The organism is Specibacter sp. RAF43 (assembly GCF_052114065.1).
Classification (GTDB): domain Bacteria; phylum Actinomycetota; class Actinomycetes; order Actinomycetales; family Micrococcaceae; genus Specibacter.
The window spans coordinates 34,436-53,886 of the sequence record NZ_JBFREA010000010.1 but is presented as its reverse complement, the minus strand read 5'-3'; the positions used below and the strand labels follow the sequence as shown (position 1 = coordinate 53,886).

Genomic DNA, 19,451 nt, shown 5'->3' with positions numbered 1-19,451 from the left:
GCCTCGCCTCGCCGCCGACGCGGCGAGACTCCCACAGTGCAGGTGCCGCGTGCGGGCCCGGCGGCGTAGGCTGTCCGCATGGATATCGTCCTCGTGCCCGGATTCTGGCTGGATGCCTCCTCCTGGGCGGATGTCACGCCCCCGCTCACGGATGCCGGACACCATGTGCACCCGCTGACGCTGCCCGGCCTGGAGTCGGTTGGCGCCGATCGGGCCGGGATCGGGCTGCGTGACCACATCGACGCCGTCGTGGCCGAGGTCGACGCCATCGAGGGGCCGGTGGTCCTGGTGGGACACTCCGGCGGCGGGGCCATCATCCACGGCGTGGTCGATGCCCGTCCCACCCGCGTGTCCCGGGCCGTGTATGTGGACAGCGGCCCGCTGGGCGACGGCCTGGCCATCAATGACTCCCTGGCGGCCGACGGCGACGACGTCCCGTTGCCGCCGTGGGACGATTTCGAGGATGCCGACCTCACCGAGCTCACGGACGACTTGCGGGCCGCGTTCCGGGCCCGTGCCATTCCGCAACCGCGGGGCGTTGCGTACGACAGGCAGCAGCTGGCCGATGAGCGCCGCTACGACGTGCCGGTGACGGTCATCGCCTGCGAGTTCACATCGGGGCAGCTGCGCGAGTGGGTCGCCGCGGGCGTGCCGTTCGTGGCGGAGCTGGCCCGCATCCGCGACGTCGAGTACGTAGACCTGCCCACCGGCCACTGGCCCCAGTTCACGCGACCGGTCGAGCTCGGCGCCGCCATCCTGGCCGCCGCCGACCGCGCCGAGCACGACCGCACCGCGTAGTCCGCCGCGTCACGTGGCGGGCGGGACCCCGTGCTTGCCGTAGCATTGCACCATGGCTGCCGGCGACATCACCTTTCACACGCGTAAATGGGTGCGTCCGGAAGATCTCAACGCCAACGGGACGCTCTTTGGCGGCAGCCTGCTGCGCTGGATCGACGAGGAAGCGGCGATCTACGCGATCATCCAGCTCGGCAACGGCAACGCGGTGACGAAGTACATGTCGGAGATCAACTTCGTCTCCTCGGCCCAACAGGGCGACCTCATCGAGATGGGTCTGACGGCGACGGTATTTGGCCGCACCTCCCTGACCATGCGGGCCGAAGTGCGGAACATGTTCACCCGCGAGTCGATTTTGACCATCGAGAAGATCGTGTTCGTCAACCTTGGCAGCGATGGACTCCCGGCCCCGCACGGTTACACCACCATCACGTACGACCGGGACCGCGTTCCCCACCAGCACCTCCCCCATCCGGGCCAGTAACGCCGGCCCACCACGGTCAGCCGGGTATGGTCGACGCCGCGACTGGTTCACTGCCCGCCCGGTGGGATCCAGCTTCGGTACCCGGTGTCAAAGACCATCTCCCGCCGCCACCGCCACAGCCTGCATGGCTGGGTTGAGCCGAGGCGGACCTGCAGGCAGGCCGGCACGCGCAGCGGCACACCGCAATCGCGACAGCACTCCGCGTCCCACACCTGCGGGTTGGCCACCACGGCCCATTGAATGACGTCACCGTCGCTGTATGCCCCGTGCGACATCAGGCGCCCGACCAAACCCGTCGCCCTGGGCGCGCTGGCGCTGGCATACCGGCGCACCAGGGGGAAGTCGGCCAGGCTGACGAGGTCGATGAAACGAAACAGGAAGCAAATCAGGCACTCGTGAGGGTAGGGCACGATGAGCCCGCGCGTCAGCTCCCGGAATTCCTGGTTGACCCGGCGGGCGGAGTGGCCGGGGTCGGTGTCGGTGTTGCTCTCGGTATTGTCCTCGGTGGTGTCGTCGGTGTTGTTATCCATGGACCGTCCTTTCCCTGGACCAAGGTTCCCAGTTCATCCACCCCCGCAAAAGAGGGGCCCGCCGATGCGTGGACAACCGCCCCGGGGGCTCCGCCGGTGGAGGAGCCAATGCCCCGTGGGTCGGGCGGTCAGCGGCTCGCCGCGCCCCCGGCCGGCCGGACCCGGGCCTGCTGGACCCGGGCCTCTTGGAAGTCAATGATGCGCTCCAGGCCGGCACGAACGGCGTCGAACCCGGCGGCAAAACTGAGCCGCACCGTGCTCCGCCCGCCCGCCGCGTCAAAATCCAGGCCCGGCACCACGGCCACCCCGGCGGTTTCCAGCAGCGTCGAACAATAGGCGGCCGAGTCGGCAAACCCGTCCAGGGCGGGCCCCAGGTCGGCATAGAGGTAAAACGCCCCGTCCGCCGGGGCCACGCCGCCCCAGCCCAGCCGCCCCACGTTGGCCAGCAGGTACTCCCGGGTCCGGGCAAAATCGGCCACGGACCTCTCGGCCTCCGCGTAGGACGCCTCGGTGAATGCCGCCATCGCGGCCAGCTGCGCGGGGGCCGGCGGGCACAGCGCCACGTTGCCGGCCAGGGCGTCCACCGCCCCGATGAGGTCATCCGGAACAATGGCCCAGCCCAGCCGCCAGCCCGTCATGCCCCAGTACTTGGAGAAGCTGGAGATCACCACGGCGGCGGGATCCAGTTCCCAGGCGCAGACGCCCTGGGGATCGGCGGGGCCGTGACCGTCCGCGTCCGGGCCCGGATAGGTGATGCCGTGGTAAATTTCGTCGCTGACCAGCCGCACCGAATTTTTCGCGCACCATCGCGCCAGGGCCGCCAGTTCGGTCCGGGAGACCATGGTTCCGGTGGGGTTGGCCGGGGAGGCCAGCACGAGCCCGGCCAACGGCCCGTGCTCACGGACGGCGGCGTCCAGCTGCGCGGGCGTTGGCTGGAACCGGGTGTCGGAACCGCAATCGACTTCCACCACCTCGATCCCCAGCGCGCGCAGTATGTTCTTGTAGGCCGGGTAGCCGGGCCGGGCCAGCGCCACGCGGTCCCCGGCGTTGAACGCGGACAGGAAGGTCAGCAGGAACGCCCCGGAGGACCCCGTGGTCACGGCCACGTTCCGCGCCGGGATGTCCAGGCCGTACCAGCGCCGGTAGTGCCCCGCGATGGCGCCGCGCAGCTCGGCGGTGCCCAGGGCCGGCGTATACGTCAGCGGGGTCCCGCCCGCATGCAGGGCGGCGGCCGCGGCGGACACTTCCGACGGCGCTCCCCCACCCGGCTCCCCGGCACACAGCGAAATGACGTCGCGCCCCTGTGCCCGCAATTCCGCCACGCGACGCAAAATATCCATCACCGCAAACGGCGGCACCTGGGCTCGTGCGGCAACGGTGAGGGGTCGGGTCATGGCGGTCTCCGTGGCAAGGCTGGCGGACAAATGGACGACGGCGGTGCCGCCGCCTCCCAGCTTGCCATACGCCGGCCCCGGGGCCGTGCGGACCGGCAGGCGGGCGGGGCTAGGACAATCCCGTGCCGATCACCGGGAACCCCGCCGTGGGGAAGGAGCTGGGGAAGACGGACGGCGCCGGCACCGGCACCGCCTCCAGCGGGACCGTGGTCCACTCGCCGCCGGTGACCTGGATTCTGGTGCCGCGCACGCTCAGCTCCAGCGGGGCGGTGTCATACCCGTCGCCCAGGGTAAAGCCGATCGCGTCGGGGCCCAGGTTGACGGCCAGCAGCCGGCCCCGGACGATGAGGTTGAAGGACAGGCCGTCCCAGTCGAAGGGCAGGCGCGGGTCAAAGTGCAATACCGCACCTTGGTCGCGCATGCCGGCAAAGCCGCTCACCAGGGAGCTCCAGATCCCGCCGGCGGAGGCGATGTGGACACCGTCAATGGTGTTTGCGTGGGAGTTGTCCAAGTCGATGAACACCGCCTCGGTGAAATGCCTCAGGGCGGTGTCGCGGTAGCCAACCTCCGCGGCCATGATGCCCTGCACGCACGCGGACAGGGTGGAATCGCCGGTGGTGATGGGATCGTAGAAGTCAAAGGCGCGCTGCTTTTCCTCCGGCGTGAAATCCTGCCATTGCAAAAACATGGCCAGCACGGTGTCCGCCTGCTTGAGGACCTGGTGGCGGTAAATCACCAGCGGGTGGTAGTGGAGCAGCAGCGGATACTTCGAGCGCGGGGTGGACCAGTCCCACGGCTCCAGCGTCATGAAGTCGTTGTCCTGGCTGTGCACCTGCAGGTGCGCGTCATAGGGCAGGGACATGCGGTCCGCGGCCTGGCGCCAGACAAGCCGCTCGGTCTCGCCGACGCCGGGGTGCCCGTCGAGGGCGGCGGCCGCCCGCAGGTTGAAGCGGGCCATCACGTTGGTGTACAGGTTGTCATTGACGACCGCCGTGTACTCGTCCGGGCCGGTGACCCCGTGGATGTGGAACAGGCCGTCCTTGCCGAAGAATCCCAGGGACACCCACATGCGCGCGGTTTCCACCAGCAGGTCGGCGCCGATTTCGCCGCGGAACTCGGTGTCGCCGCTGGCCCATTCGTAGCGGTTGGCCGCGAACGCGATGGCCGAGGCGATGTGGAATTGCGCGGTGCCTGCCGCGTAGTAGGCGCTGGCCTCCAGGCCGTTGATGGTCCGCCACGGGAACAGCGCCCCGTCCACGTTGAGCTCCGCGGCCCGCCGCCGGGCCTCGGGGAGCATCAGGTGCCGGGACTGGAGCACCATCCGGGCGCCGTCGGGGTTGGTGTAGGTCAGGTAGGGCAGCAGGTAGATCTCCTGGTCCCAGAAATAGTGCCCTTCATAGCCGGAGCCGCTGACCCCCTTGGCCGGGATGCCCGACACCCCGGCACGGGCCGTGGCTTGTGAGAGCTGGAACAGGTTCCAGCGCACGGCCTGCTGCAGCTCTGGCTGCCCGGTCAGCACAATGTCCGCGGTGGTCCAGTACCGCTGGTAGTGCGCGATGCTTTCGGCGAAAATGGCTCCGACCCCCACCAGGGCCGCCTCCGCCGCGGCGGCCAGCTGCTCCCCGCGGTCCTCCGCGACGCTTTGCTCGGCCGTGACGTAGCTGACGCTCTTCTCCAGGCGGAAGGTCTGGCCGCCCTCAATGGCGAAGACCCAGCGGACGGTGGACTGGTCGGGGCCGACTACCGTCTCAAACGGCTGTTGTTCCCCGGAGATCCGGTGGTCCACGGCCATCGCCACGCGCTGGTGGGACGCGGCCGTTTCCCAGGCCAGGCGCAGTGACCCGCCCGTGCCCTGCAAGTGCAGGGGCACCAGGATCCTGTCCGCGTGCCGGCCGGCGCGGCGCGGATCGTGGATGGATTGTTCCTCCACCGGCTGGTCCTGCCGGTTGATGATCGCGGAGGTGACGTCCGCGGAGACCTCCCGGTCCGCCGTGATCGAGAGTTCGATGCCGAGGGACCCGCGGGAATCGAAGCCAACGGCGCGCCGGGCGATCGTCGTGACGGTGGCCCCGGAGCGGCACGCCCACAGGACGGTGCATTGGTAGATGCCGGTGGCAAAATCGACGCTGCGCCGGTAGTCCAAAATGGTGGACTCGGCCATCGAGAGCGCCTCGCCGTCGATGGAAACACTAAAGTTTCCGGCGTCCGGGACATAGACGATCCGCTGGCCCGTGCGGGCAAATCCAAACGCATTCTCGGCGTGCTTGATGTCCCAGGTTTCGTGGAAGCCGTTAATGAACGTTCCCGGCAGCACGCCCTCGCCTCCCACGGAACGGGCGCCGCGGATGCCCAGGTGGCCGTTCCCGATCGCCATGAGCGTTTCCAGGGTGCCGTCGTCGTCGTTGGGGGCGTGCGTTGTCTCCATAAGCTGCCACGGCTCGCAGGGAAAACGCAGCCGGTCGGAGCTGATCAGTGTCATGGTGGGGAATGTTCCTTTGGGGTGAAAGGTCTTAGAGGAGTTCGTCGAGGTCGCCGACCACAAACGTGGCGCCGGCGTCCAGGAGGGTGGCCCGTCCCGCGCCGCGGTCCACGCCAATCACGGAGTGGAAGTTGCCCGCCCTGCCGGCCTGCACTCCGGAGACGGCGTCCTCCACCACGATRCAGTCTTCGGTGGCGACGCCCAGCAGTGCGGCGGCATAGGTGAACGTGGCGGGATCCGGTTTGCCCGGCAGCCCGGCCCGGGCCGCAACCTGCCCGTCGACCACCACCGGGAAGTAGCGCGCCAGCCCGGCTGCGGCCAGGACGGCGGGCGCGTTCCGTGAGGAAGAGACGACGGCGAGCTTGAGTCCGCGGGCCAGCGCGGCCTGGACGAAGCGCACCGATCCGGCGTAGGGTTCCACGCCGTTGGTCTCGACGATGTGGTTGAAGATCAGGTTCTTGCGGTTGCCCAGGCCGTGGACGGTGGTGTGGGCGGGGTCGTCGTCCAGCGGTCCTTCCGGGAGGGTGATGCCGCGGGAGGCCAGGAAGTCCCGGACCCCGTCAAAGCGCGGTTTGCCGTCGATGTAGTCGAAGTAGTCGCTGGAGCGATAATTTTCGGCGTGTCCGGTCTCGGCCAGGTAACCGTCAAAGAGTTCCTGCCAGGCCCGTTCGTGCACCAGGGCGGTGGGCGTCAGCACGCCGTCGAGGTCAAACAGCAGGGCGGCGGCCCCCGTCCAGGCGGTGCTGCTGGAGGGGGCGGGGCCGGACACGGCGGGCGGTTCGGTCGGGTTCACGGTGGTCCGTTCAGCGCTTGCGGCGCGTGGTTTTGCGTTCAATGATCTTAGTATCCATCAGATGGTGGGCGGCCTTGCCGGTGTTCGCCGGGCGTGCGAGGAGGTCATGTTCGGCCAAGGCGCGATGGAATCCCGCGAGCCGATCAGCGGAGGTTCGCACAAAATTGCCCCGCCCGGCCGGCCCGGTCAACACCGCCACGTCCCGGTGGCCCCGCTCCAGCAGGTGGGTGGTGGCCAGCCAGGCGGCGTGCTCGTCATCGATGCCCACATTGTCCCACGGTACCCGRCCCATCCCCACACTGGCCACGGCCACGCGGGGCGCCGCGGCCGGCGCCGTGTAGCCGAGCTTCCCGGCGGCGCCGGCCACCTGGCGCCGCGCCGTCCCGGACACTTTGGGCAGGTTCCGCAGCGTCCGGGAGACGGTGCAGAGGGACAGGCCGGAGAGGGCGACGTCGTGGACCGTGGCGCTCAGGATTGGCCATGYGACACCTGCCCAGCCCTTTCCAAGCGTGATGACGGTGGGGATCACGCACCGCACCATAGATTGTAAGCGCTGACAAATCTTCAATCAAGGAGGAGGGCGCCGGCTGCCGCCGRGGCCGTTGCGGCATAGGCTTGGGACGTGAGTGAGCCAGCCGAACGCATGCCCGAGGAACTTGTCCAGCCGATCGTCCTGCTCGTGGACCGGGTGGATCCGGCCGGCCGCGACGAGGGCATCGCCGCCGCGGCACTGGCGTCCGTCCAGGCGTTCATGCGCGCCCCGGAAAACCCGGATTGGCAAATCTGGGCGGCGGGAGCCTTTGCCAAATCGGTGCGCCGGGCGGACGCGAAAATGTTTGCCAAGGTGCTTGCGGCTTTCCCGGACCACGTCCTGGCCGAGGTGGGCACGGCCGGGGCCATCGGTTTGCCGCCCATGCCCGCCGCTTCCCTGCCGAAGCTGCTCGCCAAATTGCAGGTCTCCGGAACGCAGCTGCCCGGCGGGACCCCGCTGCCCGCCCAACAGCTGACCATTGTCTTGAACGGATCCCTGGGGATGTCCACCGGCAAGGCCGCCGCCCAGGCCGCCCATGCGCTCTTTGCGTGGCTGCTCGATGCCGGCCAGGCCGCCGTGGACGCCTGGGCCGCCGCCGGATTCCCGGTGGGCGTGGTGCGTGCCGGGGCCAGGGACTTCCGCGAGGGCGCCCGGCGCGCCTCCGGCCCGGTCATTGCGGATGCGGGCCGCACCGAAATTGAGCCCGGCTCCACCACCGCGTACGTCGTGGCCGACTTCGGGGGAAACTTCGGGAGGAACTGACGTCCCTGGCGGGGCTTGGCCGTCGTCCCAAAGACGCTACTCGGCGGCGGCGAGCTGCCCGCAGGCCCCGTCGATCTCCTTGCCCCGGGTGTCGCGCAGGGTGGTGGGCACACCGGCCTCGATGAGCCGGTCGATGAATTCCGCCATGACAGCCGGCTCCGAGGACGTCCAGATGGAGCCGGGGGTTGGGTTCAGCGGGATGGGGTTCACATGGACCCAGCCTCGGCCGCGCGCATTGAGCTTTTTCGCCAGCAGGTCCGCACGCCAGGGGTGGTCGTTCATGTCCTTGATCAGCGCGTACTCGATGGACACGCGACGGCCGGTGACCTTGTAGTAGTTGTAGGCCGCATCCAGGGCCTCATCAACCTTCCACTTGGAGTTCACCGGGATCAGGTCGTTGCGCAGCTCGTCGTCGGGGGCGTGCAGGGACAACGCAAAGGTCACGGCGAGGTTCTCTTCGGCCAGCTTGTAGATAGCCGGCACCAGCCCCACGGTGGATACGGTGATGCCGCGGGCGCTCATGCCCAGACCCTCGGGAGCGTGGGCCACCATGCGGTGCACCGCATTCATGACGCGCTTGTAGTTGGCCAGCGGCTCCCCCATGCCCATGAAGACGATGTTGGTGACGCGCTCGGCGTCGTGGCGTTCGGCGTCCCGGTCGGCCCCGCGCCGCCCGCCCAGCCCGCCTTCGGCGATGACCCGATTGGCCTGGACGATCTGGTCCAGGATCTCCGCCGTTGACATGTTGCGGGTCAGCCCGGCCTGGCCGGTGGCGCAGAACGGGCAGTTCATGCCGCAACCGCACTGGCTGGAGACGCATAGGGTGATGCGCCCGGGGTAGCGCATGAGCACGGACTCCACGAGCGAGCCGTCAAAGAGCCGCCACAGGAACTTGATGGTGTCCCCGCTGTCCGTGGTAAGCCGCTTGACCTCGGTGAGCAGCTTGGGGAACATGGTCTCAACAATCTCGGCGCGGCGGTCCTTGGGGAGGTCGCTCATCCGCTCCGGATCGGTGGTGTAGTGCTGAAAATAGTGCACGGAGAGCTGCTTGGCGCGGAACGCCGGCAGGCCCATCTCCTTGAACTTCGCCTCCCGTTCGGGCAGCGTCATATCAGCCAGGTGCACGGGCGGCTGGGACACGCGGGGGGACTTGAACTGGAGCAGCGGGCGTCCCCCGGGTCCCGTGGCCTGGGTCCAACCCTCGGCGGCGGGCAGAACCTGGGCCGGCTTGCCCGCGCCGCGAGGGGGGCGCGGGGCCGTCGGCGCGTCGGAGACAGGCGCGCCGGAGACAGGCGCGTCGGAGACAGGCGCGTCGGATGCAAGGGTGCTGGGAGTGCTTTTGGGGGGAGTCATCCCTCCCATTGTCCCTTACATGCCACCGCAGCGGGCGATCCTGGTGTTAATATCACATCGGCGCGCGTGCCGGTCAGTCGACAAACTCCGATTGCGTTTCTATGAAGTTCCATTCCCGCACGGTCAGCGTGCCGTTGACCACGTCGCCGCCGGAGGCGACCACTGCGGCCAGGACGGGCTCCGGCAGCGTCTCGGCCTCCAGATTTTCGCGCAGCCACTCCTTCGCCGCCAGGTCCAGCTCAAGCCACCACAGATGTATTTCCACTTTGGCCACCCCCTTGGATGTCCTTAAACGCTATGCCTGCCGGCTGCCGGATTCAATGGCTTTATCCGGCCAGCCACAGTGCGATCAGTACGACGGCGACGAGCGGCGGGGCGAGCTGCACCAGGGCCGCCTTGGCCTTGGCCGGCGAGGAGATCAGCAGCACCAGCCCGGCCAGGACCATCGACCCGGCGCCGGCAAGGATCAGCGCGGCGCCGACGCCGCGGTGCCCGGCGGCGRCCGCGATGATGCCCGCGAGCGCCACCAGGGCCAGGAACAAGTTGTAAAAGCCCTGGTTGAACGCCAGTTCCCGGGTGGCCCGGGCCTCCTCGCCGCTGATGCCGAAGATCTTGCGGGTCGCCGGGGCGGTCCAGCGCAGCGATTCCAACACAAAGATGTAGACATGCTCCAGGGCCGCCAGCCCGGCAAAGATGAGTGCGATGGTGAGCATGGGACGTCCTTTTCCTCGATGGCGGCGGCTTGTGGATTACTAGCCGCGCGGGATGTTGCGCAGATTGCTCCGGGCCATGCTGACGGCCTCGCCGGCACCCTTGTTGAGCACGACCTTGGACATGGCCGTCGCGAAGCCGATGACCTGGCCGCCCTTGAGCTTGGGCGGGATGGACAGCGCATTGGGATCGGTGATCAGCTCCACCAGGGACGGGCCGTCGTGGGCAAAGGCGGCCCGGTAGGCGCCGGCAATGTCCGCCGGATCGGTGACCCGGACGGCATGGAAGCCCAGTGCGGCCGCGACGGCAGCGTAGTTCACGTCCGGGACGTCCACGCCAAAGTCCGCCAGGCCGTCAACGAGCATTTCCAGCTTCACCATGCCCAGCGTGGAATTGTTGAACACGACCACCTTGACGGGCAGCCGGTGCGCGGCCACGGTGATCAACTCGCCCAGCAGCATGGACAGGCCGCCGTCGCCGGAGACGGAGATGACCTGCCGGCCCGGGTAGGCCGCCTGCACGCCGATGGCCTGCGGCAGGGCATTGGCCATGGAGCCGTGGAGGTAGGAGCCGATCAGCCGGCGGGTGCCCAGCGGATTGATGTAGCGAGCCGTCCACACATTGCACATGCCGGTGTCGGCCGTGAAGACGGCGTCCTCGGCCGCGATTTCATCCAGCAGCGAGGCCGCATATTCGGGGTGGATGGGCACAATCTTCTCGGCCTTGCGCGTGTAGGCGCCCACCGCCTTGTTCATCAGCCGGTCATGTTTTTTCAAGATTGCGGCCAGGAACTTCGAATTCTTCTTCTCCTTGACCAGCGGCAGGAGCGCCTGGAGGGTGGGCAGGACGTCACCATGGACGGCCACGTCCACGTCCGTGCGCCGACCCAGGTGCTGCGGGGCCCGGTCCACCTGGGCGGTCCGGGTGGCCGGCAGGAATTGGTCGTAGGGGAAGTCCGTGCCGAGCAGGATCAGCAGGTCCGCGTCCGCTATCCCTTCCGCCGCCGCGCCGTAGCCCAGCAGCCCGGTCATGCCAATGTCAAAGGGGTTGCGGTATTGGATGAAATCCTTCCCGCGCAGGCTGTGGCCGATCGGGGCCTTGATCCTCTCGGCCAGCGCCACCACCTCGTCATGGGCCCCCTGGACGCCGGCGCCGGCAAAAATGGCCACCTTCTCCGCCCGGTTGATGGCCTCGGCCAGCTCGGCGACGCTCTCCTGCGCCGGCACCAGGCTGGCCGGTCGCAGCGGCCGCAGCAGGGGCGACGGCGCGGCGGCCGGCAGGCCGGCGACGTCCCCGGGAAGCGTCATGACGGCCACGCCGCGCAACCCCACCGCGTGCTGGATGGCGTTGTGCAACACGCGCGGCGCCTGCTCGGCCGTGCTGACCAGCTCCGAATACACCGAGCATTCGTCAAAGATCCGGTCCGGGTGGGTCTCTTGGAAGAAGTCGCTGCCGATTTGTTTGCTGGGAATGTGCGAGGCGATGGCGAGCACCGGGGCGCCGGTGCGGTTGGCGTCGAAGAGGCCGTTCATCAAGTGCAGGTTCCCCGGTCCGCACGAACCCGCGCACACGGCCAGCTCCCCGGTCAGCTGCGCCTCGGCCCCGGCGGCAAACGCGGCGGCCTCCTCATGGCGGACGTGGATCCAGTCGATGCCGCCGTTGGACGACCCTCCGGTCTTGCGCACGGCGTCCACCAGCGGGTTGAGGCTGTCGCCCACTATCCCGTAGATGCGCCGCACGCCGGCGGTTTGCAGCGCTGCGATGAGTTGGGCGGCTAGTTCCTTGGCCATGGGCACAACTTTCTGCGGTTGGGGACACCTCAAGAACGCTTAGCTGCCAATATAGTCCGGCCTGCTCACTTAGGCAGTCTGGGCAATCCGGTGCAGCCATTCCAGGAACAGTTTCAGCTCCGTGCCGGAGAGTTGCGCCGGGTGGGAGAACTCCAGCGCCGCATTCAGGGCAATGGCCGCCACCACCACGGACGAGGCGCCGACGGGGGTTTCGGCGGTGGCCAGTTCCGCCGCCGAGGAAACGGCCGAGATCACGGCCTCGCGGGTCATGACGGACAGCTCAAAGTTGCGTTCGGCGGCCGGTTCCGCCGTCAACATCAGCGTGACGCCGACGTTGGCCGCCAAGATGCTTCGCGCGGCCTCACGGGGCGGAACGCGCAGCTGGCCGGCCGCGGCCGCCTTCTCCAGCATTTCCTCCATGAAGCCTTCCGCCTCGGCAACCCGGGCGGGCCGGCTTTCCGGGCGGATGTTGCCGAACATCACCGAGTAGAGCTGCGGGTTCTCGAGTCCGAAACGGAGGTGGTTGTCCCAAATCTGGCGCACGTCCGCGAGCGGTTTCCCGGTGGGCACGAAGTTGCGCTCACCGGCCACGTACTCCTTGAAGCCCTCGTCGATGACCGCATTAAACAACCCCTCCTTGTCACCAAAGTGGTGGTACAGGGTGGGTGCGCTCACCCCCGCCAGCTCGGTGATCGCCCGGGTCGAGACCGGCTCCCCGGCCGAATGGGCCAGCAACTCGGCCGCCGCCTTCAGCAACCTGGCCTTGGCTGGAAGCTGGCCGTCAAAGTTCATGACTGCTACCCTAACACCTATAACAACGCTATATGAAGTACGCCACACGAGTATTTCGACTCTCGCGGCGGCGCCATTACAGGAGCAAAGGACCTTCTATGCGGAATTTCCTCGGAGTGGGCGTCAGTCCCGGACGCATCGTGGGGCCCGTCAGGGCGATGCCCCGTCCGGTGGCCGAGCCGCCCGCGGGCGAGAAGCTCGCGGCCGGTACAAGTGCCGATGAGGCCGTCTCCGCCCTGCACGCGGCGGCCCAAGCCGTGCAGGCGGAACTGCGGGAGCGGGCCGCCGCGGCCCGGGCCGACGCCAAGGCGGTCCTGGAGGCCACCGCGCTCATGGCCACCGATCCCATGCTCATTAAGGCGGCCGCCAAGCTGATCACCGCGGGCTCGTCGGCCGAACGCGCCGTCTGGGACGCGGCCGAGGCCGTTGCGGCCATGCTGGTGAACCTCGGCGGCTACATGGCCGAGCGGGCCGCTGACGTCCTGGACGTCCGGGCGCGGATCGTGGCCGCCCTGCGCGGTGTGCCGGCGCCCGGCATCCCCGTATCCAACACGCCCTTCATCCTGGTTGCCGAAGACCTGGCGCCCGCCGACACCGCCACCCTCGATCCGGCCAAGGTGGTGGCGCTGCTCACCGCCGGCGGCGGGCCCCAGTCGCACACGGCCATCATCGCCCGCTCCCTCGGCCTGCCCGCCGTGGTCGCCGCGCCCGGCATTGACCGGCTGGCGGACGGCACGGAAGTCTACGTCGACGGCGCGGCCGGCACCATCGCCACCGAGCCTTCGGACGCCGATCGTGCGGCGGCCGCGGCGTGGGCGGCCAACGCCGCCAACCTGGCCGTCTTTGACGGGAACGGAACGACGGCGGACGGCCGCCGCATCCCGCTGCTCGCCAATGTGGGCGGTGCCGCCGATGCGGCGAAGGCCGCGGCGGCCGGCGCCCAGGGCGTGGGGCTGCTGCGGACCGAGTTCTGCTTCCTGGACCGGGAAACCGAGCCGGACCGGGCGGAGCAGGTGGCGGCGTACAAGGGCGTCTTTGACGCGTTCCCCGGCAAGAAGGTGGTGATCCGCACGCTCGACGCCGGCGCGGACAAGCCCCTGCCCTTCCTCAGCGATGCGACGGAGCCGAATCCGGCGCTGGGCGTGCGCGGCTTCCGGACGGACACGGCCTCCCCCGGCGTTTTGGCCCGCCAGCTGCAGGCCATCGCGGAGGCGGCCCGGACGTCGGCGGCCGAGGTGTGGGTCATGGCGCCCATGATTTCCACCGCCGCGGAGGCGGCCCGGTTCGCGTCGATGTGCGCCGACGCCGGGCTTCGGACGCCCGGGGTCATGGTCGAGGTGCCGTCCGCGGCGGTGACGGCCGGAGCCATCTTGGCCGAGGTTGAATTCGCCAGCCTGGGCACGAATGATTTGACGCAGTACACGATGGCCGCCGACCGCCAGCTGGGGCCGCTGGCCGCCCTGAACAACCCGTGGCAACCGGCCGTGCTCCAGCTGGTCGCCCTGACGGTGGCCGGCGCCGCGGCCCAAGGCGGCGGAAAGCCCGTGGGGGTCTGCGGTGAGGCGGCCGCGGACCCGGCCCTCGCCGTCGTGCTGGTGGGCCTGGGCGTGTCGTCCCTGTCCATGACGGCCCGGGCGCTGGCCGCCGTGGGCGCCGTCCTGGCCACCGTCACCCTGGAAGAGGCCCAGGAAATTGCCAAGGTGGCCCTGGCGGCAACCGGTCCCGCGGAGGCGCGGGAGCGGGCACGGGAGAAATTGCCCATCCTGGCCGAGCTCGGCCTCTAGAGTATTCTTCAGCCGTGGACCGGATCGCCGGCCCGCCTCGGCCCCACCCCGTCCCACAGGAGGAACCATGTCCGAACGCACAGCGACCGTTGCCAGCAGCTCCGGCCTGCACGCCCGGCCCGCCGCCCTTTTCGCCGCGGCGGCCGGCGAGGTAGGCGTGGAGGTCACCATCGCCATGGCCGGCGCCCCGGCCGAGGACGCCATGGATGCCAGCAGCATCCTGTCCCTGATGACTCTTGGCGCGGAGCACGGCAGCGTGGTGGTGCTGCGGGCCGAGGGCGACGGGGCCGACGCCGCCCTCGAGACGCTGGTTGCGATGCTGGAAACGGACCTCGACGCCGTCTAGGCGGTTCCCGGGGCCTCAGCCGCCGGCCACAGACTGAATCACCATCAGCTCCCGGCCGGCGGCCACCTGCGTTTTCAGCCCGTCCAGCCGGCGGACGTCGTCGCCGTTAAGGTAAATGTTCACGAACCGGCGCAGCCCACCGGTCTCGTCCCGTACGCGCCGGCCAAACAGCGGAAATTCCGCGCCGATGACGTCCAGCAGCTCCGCCACCGTGGCGCCCGCCGGCTCCACGGCCAGCCGCAATTCGGCGCTGTCCCCCACCAACGGCCGCAACAGGCTGGGAATCAACACCGTCACCTCGTGTGACACCGGTCCCTCCCTCAACTTTTGGCGGCTTAGCGTGCGACGGCGGCGGCCCGGACGCACAGGACGTCCGGCAGGTGGGTGAGGACCTCGGTGAAGCCGGCACCCTCGTCGGCGCTGGCATAAACGGAACCGCCGCGCGTGCCAAAGTACAGGCCGGTCGGCTCGGCCGTGTCCACCGCGGCCGCATCCCGGAGCACCACGTTGTAGTCCGGCTGCGCCAGACCGTCGGCCAACCGTGTCCAGGACTGGCCGGCGTCGTCCGTCCGGTGCACGGCCAGCTGCCCGTCCGGGGGGATCCGCTCGCCGTCGGCCTTGATCGGGATCACCCAGGCCGTGCCGGAGCGGCGCGGATGGGCCAGGACCGTGAAGCCGAAATCGGTGGGCAGGCCCGCGGCGATCGACGTCCAGGTGTCGCCGTTGTCATCGGTGCGGTAGACGCCGTGGTGGTTTTGCGCATACAAGGTGTCCGGCGTATTGGGGTCCCGGGCGATCTTGTGGACGCACTGGCCGAATTCCGGGAGCGGATCCGGCATGAAATACGCCGTGATCCCCTTGTTCCGGGCCTCCCAGGACGCGCCGGCATCCGTGCTGCGGTACACGCCCCCGGTGCTCATGGCCACATGGATGGTGTTGGGGTCCGCCGGGCTGGGCAGGACGGTGTGCGCCGCCGCGCCGCCAAATCCGGCACCCCAGTCCGGGCGGTGGGGGTGGTCCCACAGTCCGCGGTTCAACTCAAAGTGCTCGCCGCCGTCGGTCGACTTCCACACGGAGATGGGCTCGCAGCCGGCCCAGACCACGCCCGGGCGCTCCGCGCTGTCCGGCTGGATCTGCCACACCCGTTCCAGCGCCGCCCCGGTGTCTTCCGGAAAGGTGATGGCGCCGTGCTCCGGCTCCTGCCAGGTTTCACCAAGGTCGTCCGAGTGCGCCACGGTGGGGCCCCAGTGCTCGCTGCGCAGGCCGACCAGGATGCGGGTGCGGCCGTCGCGGGTGTCGATGCCGATGCTGGGGATCTCGTGCATCAAAAAGTGCGGGCCGGTGAACGTGAAATTCACCCTGTCGGTGCTGGTGCCAAGCCACAGGCCCTTCTTCGTGCCCACGGCCAGCAGGAAATTGCCGGACTTTGCCTCTGCTGGTGCTCCATTGCTTGCCATCCCTAAATTCGACCACCGCCCGGGCCGCGCGGCAAGGGGTTTGGGCACGCAACTTCCCCGCGTCGGCCCTTCACGACCGGCGTGAAGCCAAGGTGTACGATGTACTCTTGTTAATACGGGAGACGGACGTCGGCAGGAAGTGGAAGTGGCTCAGCGCATCGAAGCGAAACGACGGGTACGGCTCAATAGGGAGCGCGTGCTGGAGGCGGCAGTTTCGCTTGCCGACCAAGTGGGCATCGGCCCGCTGAGCATGCGCCGGCTGGCCCAGGAGCTCCACGTGGTGCCGATGGCCCTCTATAAACATGTAGCGAACAAGGAGGAACTCCTCGACGGCATGGTCGAGACCATCGTCGGGGAGATCGATCCCGCCGTCCCCGATACCGACTGGAAGAACGCCGTCCGGCTCAGGGTGCTCTCGGCGCGGCGCATGCTCCAGCGCCACCAATGGGCCCGGCAGGTACTCGAGACCCGCACCAACCAGTCCCCTGCCGTTCTGGGCTACATGAACTCGTTCATTGGTATGTTCCTCGCCGGCGGCTTCTCCGCGGACCTGGCCCATCACGTCATGCATGCCATCGGCAGCCGGATGTGGGGATTCACCCAGGAACTGTTCACCACGCCCGCCGACCCCGCGGCCGAGGTCCCGCCGGAGGTCCGGCCGGAGGTCCGGGAGGCACTTTTCAAGGAGATGGCCGCGCGATATCCGAACGTCGTTACGCTGGCCATGGCAGCCCAACACGACGACGGCTCGGTTGTCGGGCATGGCTGCGACGATCAGTTTGAGTTCGAATTCGCCCTCGATCTGTTGCTGGACGGCTTCGAGCGGCTCCATCAGCAGCGCTGGTCGTCACAACAGGCCAGGCTGGACAGGGTCCAAGACCCGCGCCGATAAGCGCTGAAGAGGCCCGACTCGCCCAGGCCAAAGCGTGCCTCCACGCGGCTTGCCCAGGCCCCAAGTAACCGCCCTTTGCCTCCGCTGTCCCCCTCAAGATGCACCCATTGACAGGTGTACGGAGTACACCTTATGCTGTGAACCAAGGCGTACGTTGTACACCTGAAGGCAGGCAAACCCCACACACCGCTACAGGAGACCACCATGAAGACCACCACCCAGGCATCCCCTCCGAGACCGGCGCCGTCGAACTCGTTCCGAAGGACCTCGCTGGCCGCCGGCGTGCTCTACCTGCTCACCTTCGTGTCCATCCCGACCCTCTTTCTCTACAGCCAGGTGAAGGGCGACCCCGCCTACATAGCGGGACCGGGCCCGGACAGCGCCATCATCCTTGGCAGCGTCCTGGAAATCATCGTCGCCCTCGCGTGCATTGGAACCGCCGTCGCCTTGTACCCCGTCGTCAAGCGGCAGAACGAGGGGGTCGCGCTCGGCTTCGTCGGCGCACGGATCCTCGAGGCGGCCGCAATCTTTGCCGGCGTTGTCGCACTCCTGGCGATTGTCACGCTCCGACAGGCGGGCGCCGGGGACGAAGCGCTGATCACCGGCCAGGCGCTCCTCGCCCTGCACACGTGGACGACACTCCTGGGCCAGGGCCTCATCCCGGCGTTCAACGCGCTGCTGCTTGGCTCGCTGATGTACAAATCGGGGCTCCTGCCCCGTGTCTTGCCGGTGTTCGGATTCATCGGTGCCCCACTTCTGATCACCGGCGCCGCCGGGGTGCTCTTCGGACTCTGGGCGCCTGTGTCTGTCGTGCCGGGACTCGGCGCGCTGTTCCTGACCGTCTGGGAGTTCGGGATGGGCATATGGCTGGTGACCAAGGGCTTCAGGCCCGCCGCGGTCGCCAGGCTCACGGCCACTGACGCCACCGGCGACGTGTTGACCGAGGCAGTTCGATGAGGGCCGCCGTCTACCGCCGTTTCGGCGGACCGGAGGTCGTCCGCATCGAGGATCGGCCCAAGCCCACCCCTCGCCGAGATGAAGTGCTCGTCAAGGTTCACGCCAGTACCGTCAGCGCCGCCGACCATCGATCGCGCACCAAGGACATCCCGAAGGGGCTGAAGTTGCTGAGCTCGTTCACCCTTGGGTTTCTCAACCCGCGTCGCCCGGTTCTCGGAATGGATATTGCCGGAGTGATCGAAGCGGTGGGAGCCGACGTCACCGGGTTCCGCACCGGCGACGAGGTGATCGCCATGCTCGGTGCGAGTTTCGGCGGGCACGCCGAGTACGTCACCGTGAAGCAGGACGGCGCCATCACCGCCAAACCGGGCAACCTCACGTTCGACGAAGCAGCCGCCCTCGTCTTCGGCGGGATCACTGCCAGGGCGTACCTCAACCGGGCACCTCTCACACCGGGCGCATCGGTGCTGGTCAACGGGGCCTCCGGTGCGGTCGGAACCGCCGCCGTACAACTTGCCCACCTGGCGGGCGCACGAGTCACCGCGGTATGCAGCGGCGCAAACACCGCCCTGGTCCGCTCCCTGGGCGCGGACCGGGTCATCGACTACACCAAGGCCGACTTCACCGAGTCGAGGACCACCTACGACGTCGTCGTCGACTGTGTCGGCAACGCGTCGTTTGAGCGGCTGGAACCGCTCGTCAAGCCCGGCGGGGCGCTGCTCTCGGTCATCGCCGGCCTCGCCGACGTCATCGCAGCCCACGGCCGCAGTCGACGCACAGGCAAGAACATCACGGTCGGGAATGTCGCGCTCACCAGCGGTGATCTCGCGGATGTTTCCCAGCTGGCGGCCGCCGGACTCTTCCGCCCCGTCATCGATCGGACCTTCGACCTCGCAGACATCGCCACAGCGCATCACTTCGTCGACGCCGGCCGGAAGAAGGGCAACGTCGTCGTGCGCATCGCGGCCCCATCCGCTCGGAAGCCGCACGCAGTTTCTTAATACCCCATGGGGGTATATGTTTAAGCCATGACCACAGTTGAAGATGAAGCCGCCACCCGCGGCTACGCCGAGGAAAAACAGGCCTATCTGCGCCGGCTCAAGCGGGCCGAGGGGCAGGTGCGCGGCATCGCCAGGATGGTTGAGGAAGACAAGTACTGCATCGACATCCTCACCCAGATGGCCGCCGTGAACAAGGCCCTGCACGCCGTGAGCATCGGCCTGCTCGAGGACCACATTGCCCACTGCGTGGTCGGCGCCGCCCATGAGTCCCGGGAAACCGGCAACCCGCAGATCGTTGCCGAAARGGTCGCCGAGGCCACCGCCGCCATTTCCCGCCTGCTAAGGAGCTAGCCGCATGAGCACCCATCGCAACACCGCCGCCTTTTTCGTTTCCGGCATGACGTGCGAGCACTGCGTCAACTCCGTCACCGAGGAACTCACCGGGCTCAAGGGCGTGGAAAGCGTCGCCGTCGAGCTCAACGCCGGCGGCCTCTCGGAGGTCACCATCACCTCCACCTTGACCCTCGATCCCGCCGAAATCAGTGAGGCCGTCGCGGAAGCCGGCTACCTCGTCGTCGCCAACAACGCCTAAGGAGCGC

General features: G+C 68.5%; 22 protein-coding genes. 10 read left to right on the top strand and 12 right to left on the bottom strand.

The genetic code is table 11. The features are described from left to right. Nucleotides 1-78: 78 nt before the first annotated feature. Together AB4Y80_RS07270 and AB4Y80_RS07265 are read left to right on the top strand one after the other, a co-directional pair. Nucleotides 79-798 (top strand): alpha/beta fold hydrolase, encoded by a 720-nt coding sequence (locus AB4Y80_RS07270; RefSeq protein WP_442213172.1) that lies wholly within the window; start codon nt 79-81, stop codon nt 796-798. Between the two features lie 52 nt (nt 799-850). After that, nucleotides 851-1,279, top strand: a complete 429-nt coding sequence (locus AB4Y80_RS07265; RefSeq protein WP_442213169.1) for an acyl-CoA thioesterase — start codon at nt 851-853, stop codon at nt 1,277-1,279. Nucleotides 1,280-1,326: 47 nt separating this feature from the next. On the opposite strand, the gene AB4Y80_RS07260 is transcribed toward AB4Y80_RS07265, so the two are convergent. The 5 genes from AB4Y80_RS07260 to AB4Y80_RS07240 form a co-directional block, all read right to left on the bottom strand. After that, nucleotides 1,327-1,809 carry a hypothetical protein gene (locus AB4Y80_RS07260; RefSeq protein ID WP_442213167.1) on the bottom strand — a complete coding sequence of 161 codons (483 nt, stop codon included), beginning with the start codon at nt 1,807-1,809 and terminating at the stop codon, nt 1,327-1,329. A gap of 128 nt (nt 1,810-1,937) precedes the next feature. Further along, complete coding sequence (locus tag AB4Y80_RS07255) at nt 1,938-3,203, bottom strand: aminotransferase class I/II-fold pyridoxal phosphate-dependent enzyme (RefSeq protein ID WP_442213165.1); 1,266 nt, start codon at nt 3,201-3,203, stop codon at nt 1,938-1,940. A 109-nt stretch (nt 3,204-3,312) separates the two neighbouring features. Further along, nucleotides 3,313-5,682: a glycoside hydrolase family 65 protein gene (locus AB4Y80_RS07250; protein WP_442213163.1), complete on the bottom strand. Its 2,370-nt coding sequence runs from the start codon at nt 5,680-5,682 to the stop codon at nt 3,313-3,315. A 31-nt stretch (nt 5,683-5,713) separates the two neighbouring features. Continuing rightward, on the bottom strand, nt 5,714-6,475 hold the full coding sequence (locus tag AB4Y80_RS07245; protein WP_442213161.1) for an HAD family hydrolase: 762 nt from the start codon (nt 6,473-6,475) through the stop codon (nt 5,714-5,716). A 10-nt stretch (nt 6,476-6,485) separates the two neighbouring features. After that, entirely contained in the window at nt 6,486-7,004 is a 519-nt protein-coding gene (locus AB4Y80_RS07240; protein ID WP_442213159.1) for a LacI family DNA-binding transcriptional regulator, read from the bottom strand. A 93-nt stretch (nt 7,005-7,097) separates the two neighbouring features. On the opposite strand from AB4Y80_RS07240, the gene AB4Y80_RS07235 reads away from it, so the two are divergent. Next, the gene (locus AB4Y80_RS07235) at nt 7,098-7,769 is read left to right on the top strand and encodes a peptidyl-tRNA hydrolase (protein ID WP_442213157.1); all 672 of its coding nucleotides are present in this window, start codon (nt 7,098-7,100) and stop codon (nt 7,767-7,769) included. A 36-nt stretch (nt 7,770-7,805) separates the two neighbouring features. Here AB4Y80_RS07235 and rlmN read toward each other — a convergent pair whose 3' ends face one another. The 5 genes from rlmN to AB4Y80_RS07210 form a co-directional block, all read right to left on the bottom strand. Then, entirely contained in the window at nt 7,806-9,122 is a 1,317-nt protein-coding gene (gene rlmN / locus AB4Y80_RS07230) for a 23S rRNA (adenine(2503)-C(2))-methyltransferase RlmN (RefSeq protein WP_442213155.1), read from the bottom strand. A gap of 73 nt (nt 9,123-9,195) precedes the next feature. Next, a complete protein-coding gene (locus AB4Y80_RS07225; protein WP_442213153.1) occupies nt 9,196-9,396 on the bottom strand; it encodes a hypothetical protein in 201 nt (66 codons plus the stop codon). Nucleotides 9,397-9,448: 52 nt separating this feature from the next. After that, a complete protein-coding gene (locus AB4Y80_RS07220) occupies nt 9,449-9,835 on the bottom strand; it encodes a DUF1304 domain-containing protein (protein WP_442213151.1) in 387 nt (128 codons plus the stop codon). Nucleotides 9,836-9,874: 39 nt separating this feature from the next. Next, entirely contained in the window at nt 9,875-11,623 is a 1,749-nt protein-coding gene (locus AB4Y80_RS07215; RefSeq protein WP_442213148.1) for a pyruvate dehydrogenase, read from the bottom strand. Between the two features lie 69 nt (nt 11,624-11,692). Then, nucleotides 11,693-12,415, bottom strand: coding sequence for a TetR/AcrR family transcriptional regulator (locus tag AB4Y80_RS07210; RefSeq protein WP_442213146.1), 723 nt, complete (start codon nt 12,413-12,415; stop codon nt 11,693-11,695). Nucleotides 12,416-12,513: 98 nt separating this feature from the next. Here AB4Y80_RS07210 and ptsP point away from each other — a divergent pair, with 98 nt between their 5' ends. Beyond that, nucleotides 12,514-14,199, top strand: coding sequence for a phosphoenolpyruvate--protein phosphotransferase (gene ptsP, locus AB4Y80_RS07205; protein ID WP_442213145.1), 1,686 nt, complete (start codon nt 12,514-12,516; stop codon nt 14,197-14,199). Between the two features lie 67 nt (nt 14,200-14,266). Continuing rightward, nucleotides 14,267-14,545 (top strand): HPr family phosphocarrier protein, encoded by a 279-nt coding sequence (locus AB4Y80_RS07200; RefSeq protein ID WP_442213143.1) that lies wholly within the window; start codon nt 14,267-14,269, stop codon nt 14,543-14,545. Nucleotides 14,546-14,560: 15 nt separating this feature from the next. Here the strand turns inward: AB4Y80_RS07200 and AB4Y80_RS07195 are convergent, their stop codons facing one another. Then, entirely contained in the window at nt 14,561-14,854 is a 294-nt protein-coding gene (locus AB4Y80_RS07195) for a MoaD/ThiS family protein (protein WP_442213141.1), read from the bottom strand. Nucleotides 14,855-14,880: 26 nt separating this feature from the next. Further along, nucleotides 14,881-16,002 carry a WD40/YVTN/BNR-like repeat-containing protein gene (locus AB4Y80_RS07190; RefSeq protein ID WP_442213139.1) on the bottom strand — a complete coding sequence of 374 codons (1,122 nt, stop codon included), beginning with the start codon at nt 16,000-16,002 and terminating at the stop codon, nt 14,881-14,883. A gap of 145 nt (nt 16,003-16,147) precedes the next feature. On the opposite strand from AB4Y80_RS07190, the gene AB4Y80_RS07185 reads away from it, so the two are divergent. The 5 genes from AB4Y80_RS07185 (at nt 16,148) to AB4Y80_RS07165 (ending at nt 19,444) form a co-directional block, all read left to right on the top strand. After that, on the top strand, nt 16,148-16,894 hold the full coding sequence (locus AB4Y80_RS07185) for a TetR/AcrR family transcriptional regulator (protein WP_442213137.1): 747 nt from the start codon (nt 16,148-16,150) through the stop codon (nt 16,892-16,894). Nucleotides 16,895-17,098: 204 nt separating this feature from the next. Further along, nucleotides 17,099-17,851 carry a DUF4386 domain-containing protein gene (locus AB4Y80_RS07180; RefSeq protein WP_442213136.1) on the top strand — a complete coding sequence of 251 codons (753 nt, stop codon included), beginning with the start codon at nt 17,099-17,101 and terminating at the stop codon, nt 17,849-17,851. Further along, nucleotides 17,848-18,852, top strand: coding sequence for an NAD(P)-dependent alcohol dehydrogenase (locus AB4Y80_RS07175; RefSeq protein WP_442213134.1), 1,005 nt, complete (start codon nt 17,848-17,850; stop codon nt 18,850-18,852). The genes AB4Y80_RS07180 and AB4Y80_RS07175 overlap by 4 nt, the downstream gene beginning before the upstream one ends. Before the next feature lie 27 nt (nt 18,853-18,879). Next, complete coding sequence (locus tag AB4Y80_RS07170; protein ID WP_442213132.1) at nt 18,880-19,203, top strand: metal-sensitive transcriptional regulator; 324 nt, start codon at nt 18,880-18,882, stop codon at nt 19,201-19,203. 4 nt (nt 19,204-19,207) lie between these two features. Next, nucleotides 19,208-19,444 carry a heavy-metal-associated domain-containing protein gene (locus tag AB4Y80_RS07165; RefSeq protein WP_442213130.1) on the top strand — a complete coding sequence of 79 codons (237 nt, stop codon included), beginning with the start codon at nt 19,208-19,210 and terminating at the stop codon, nt 19,442-19,444. Nucleotides 19,445-19,451 lie beyond the last annotated feature (7 nt).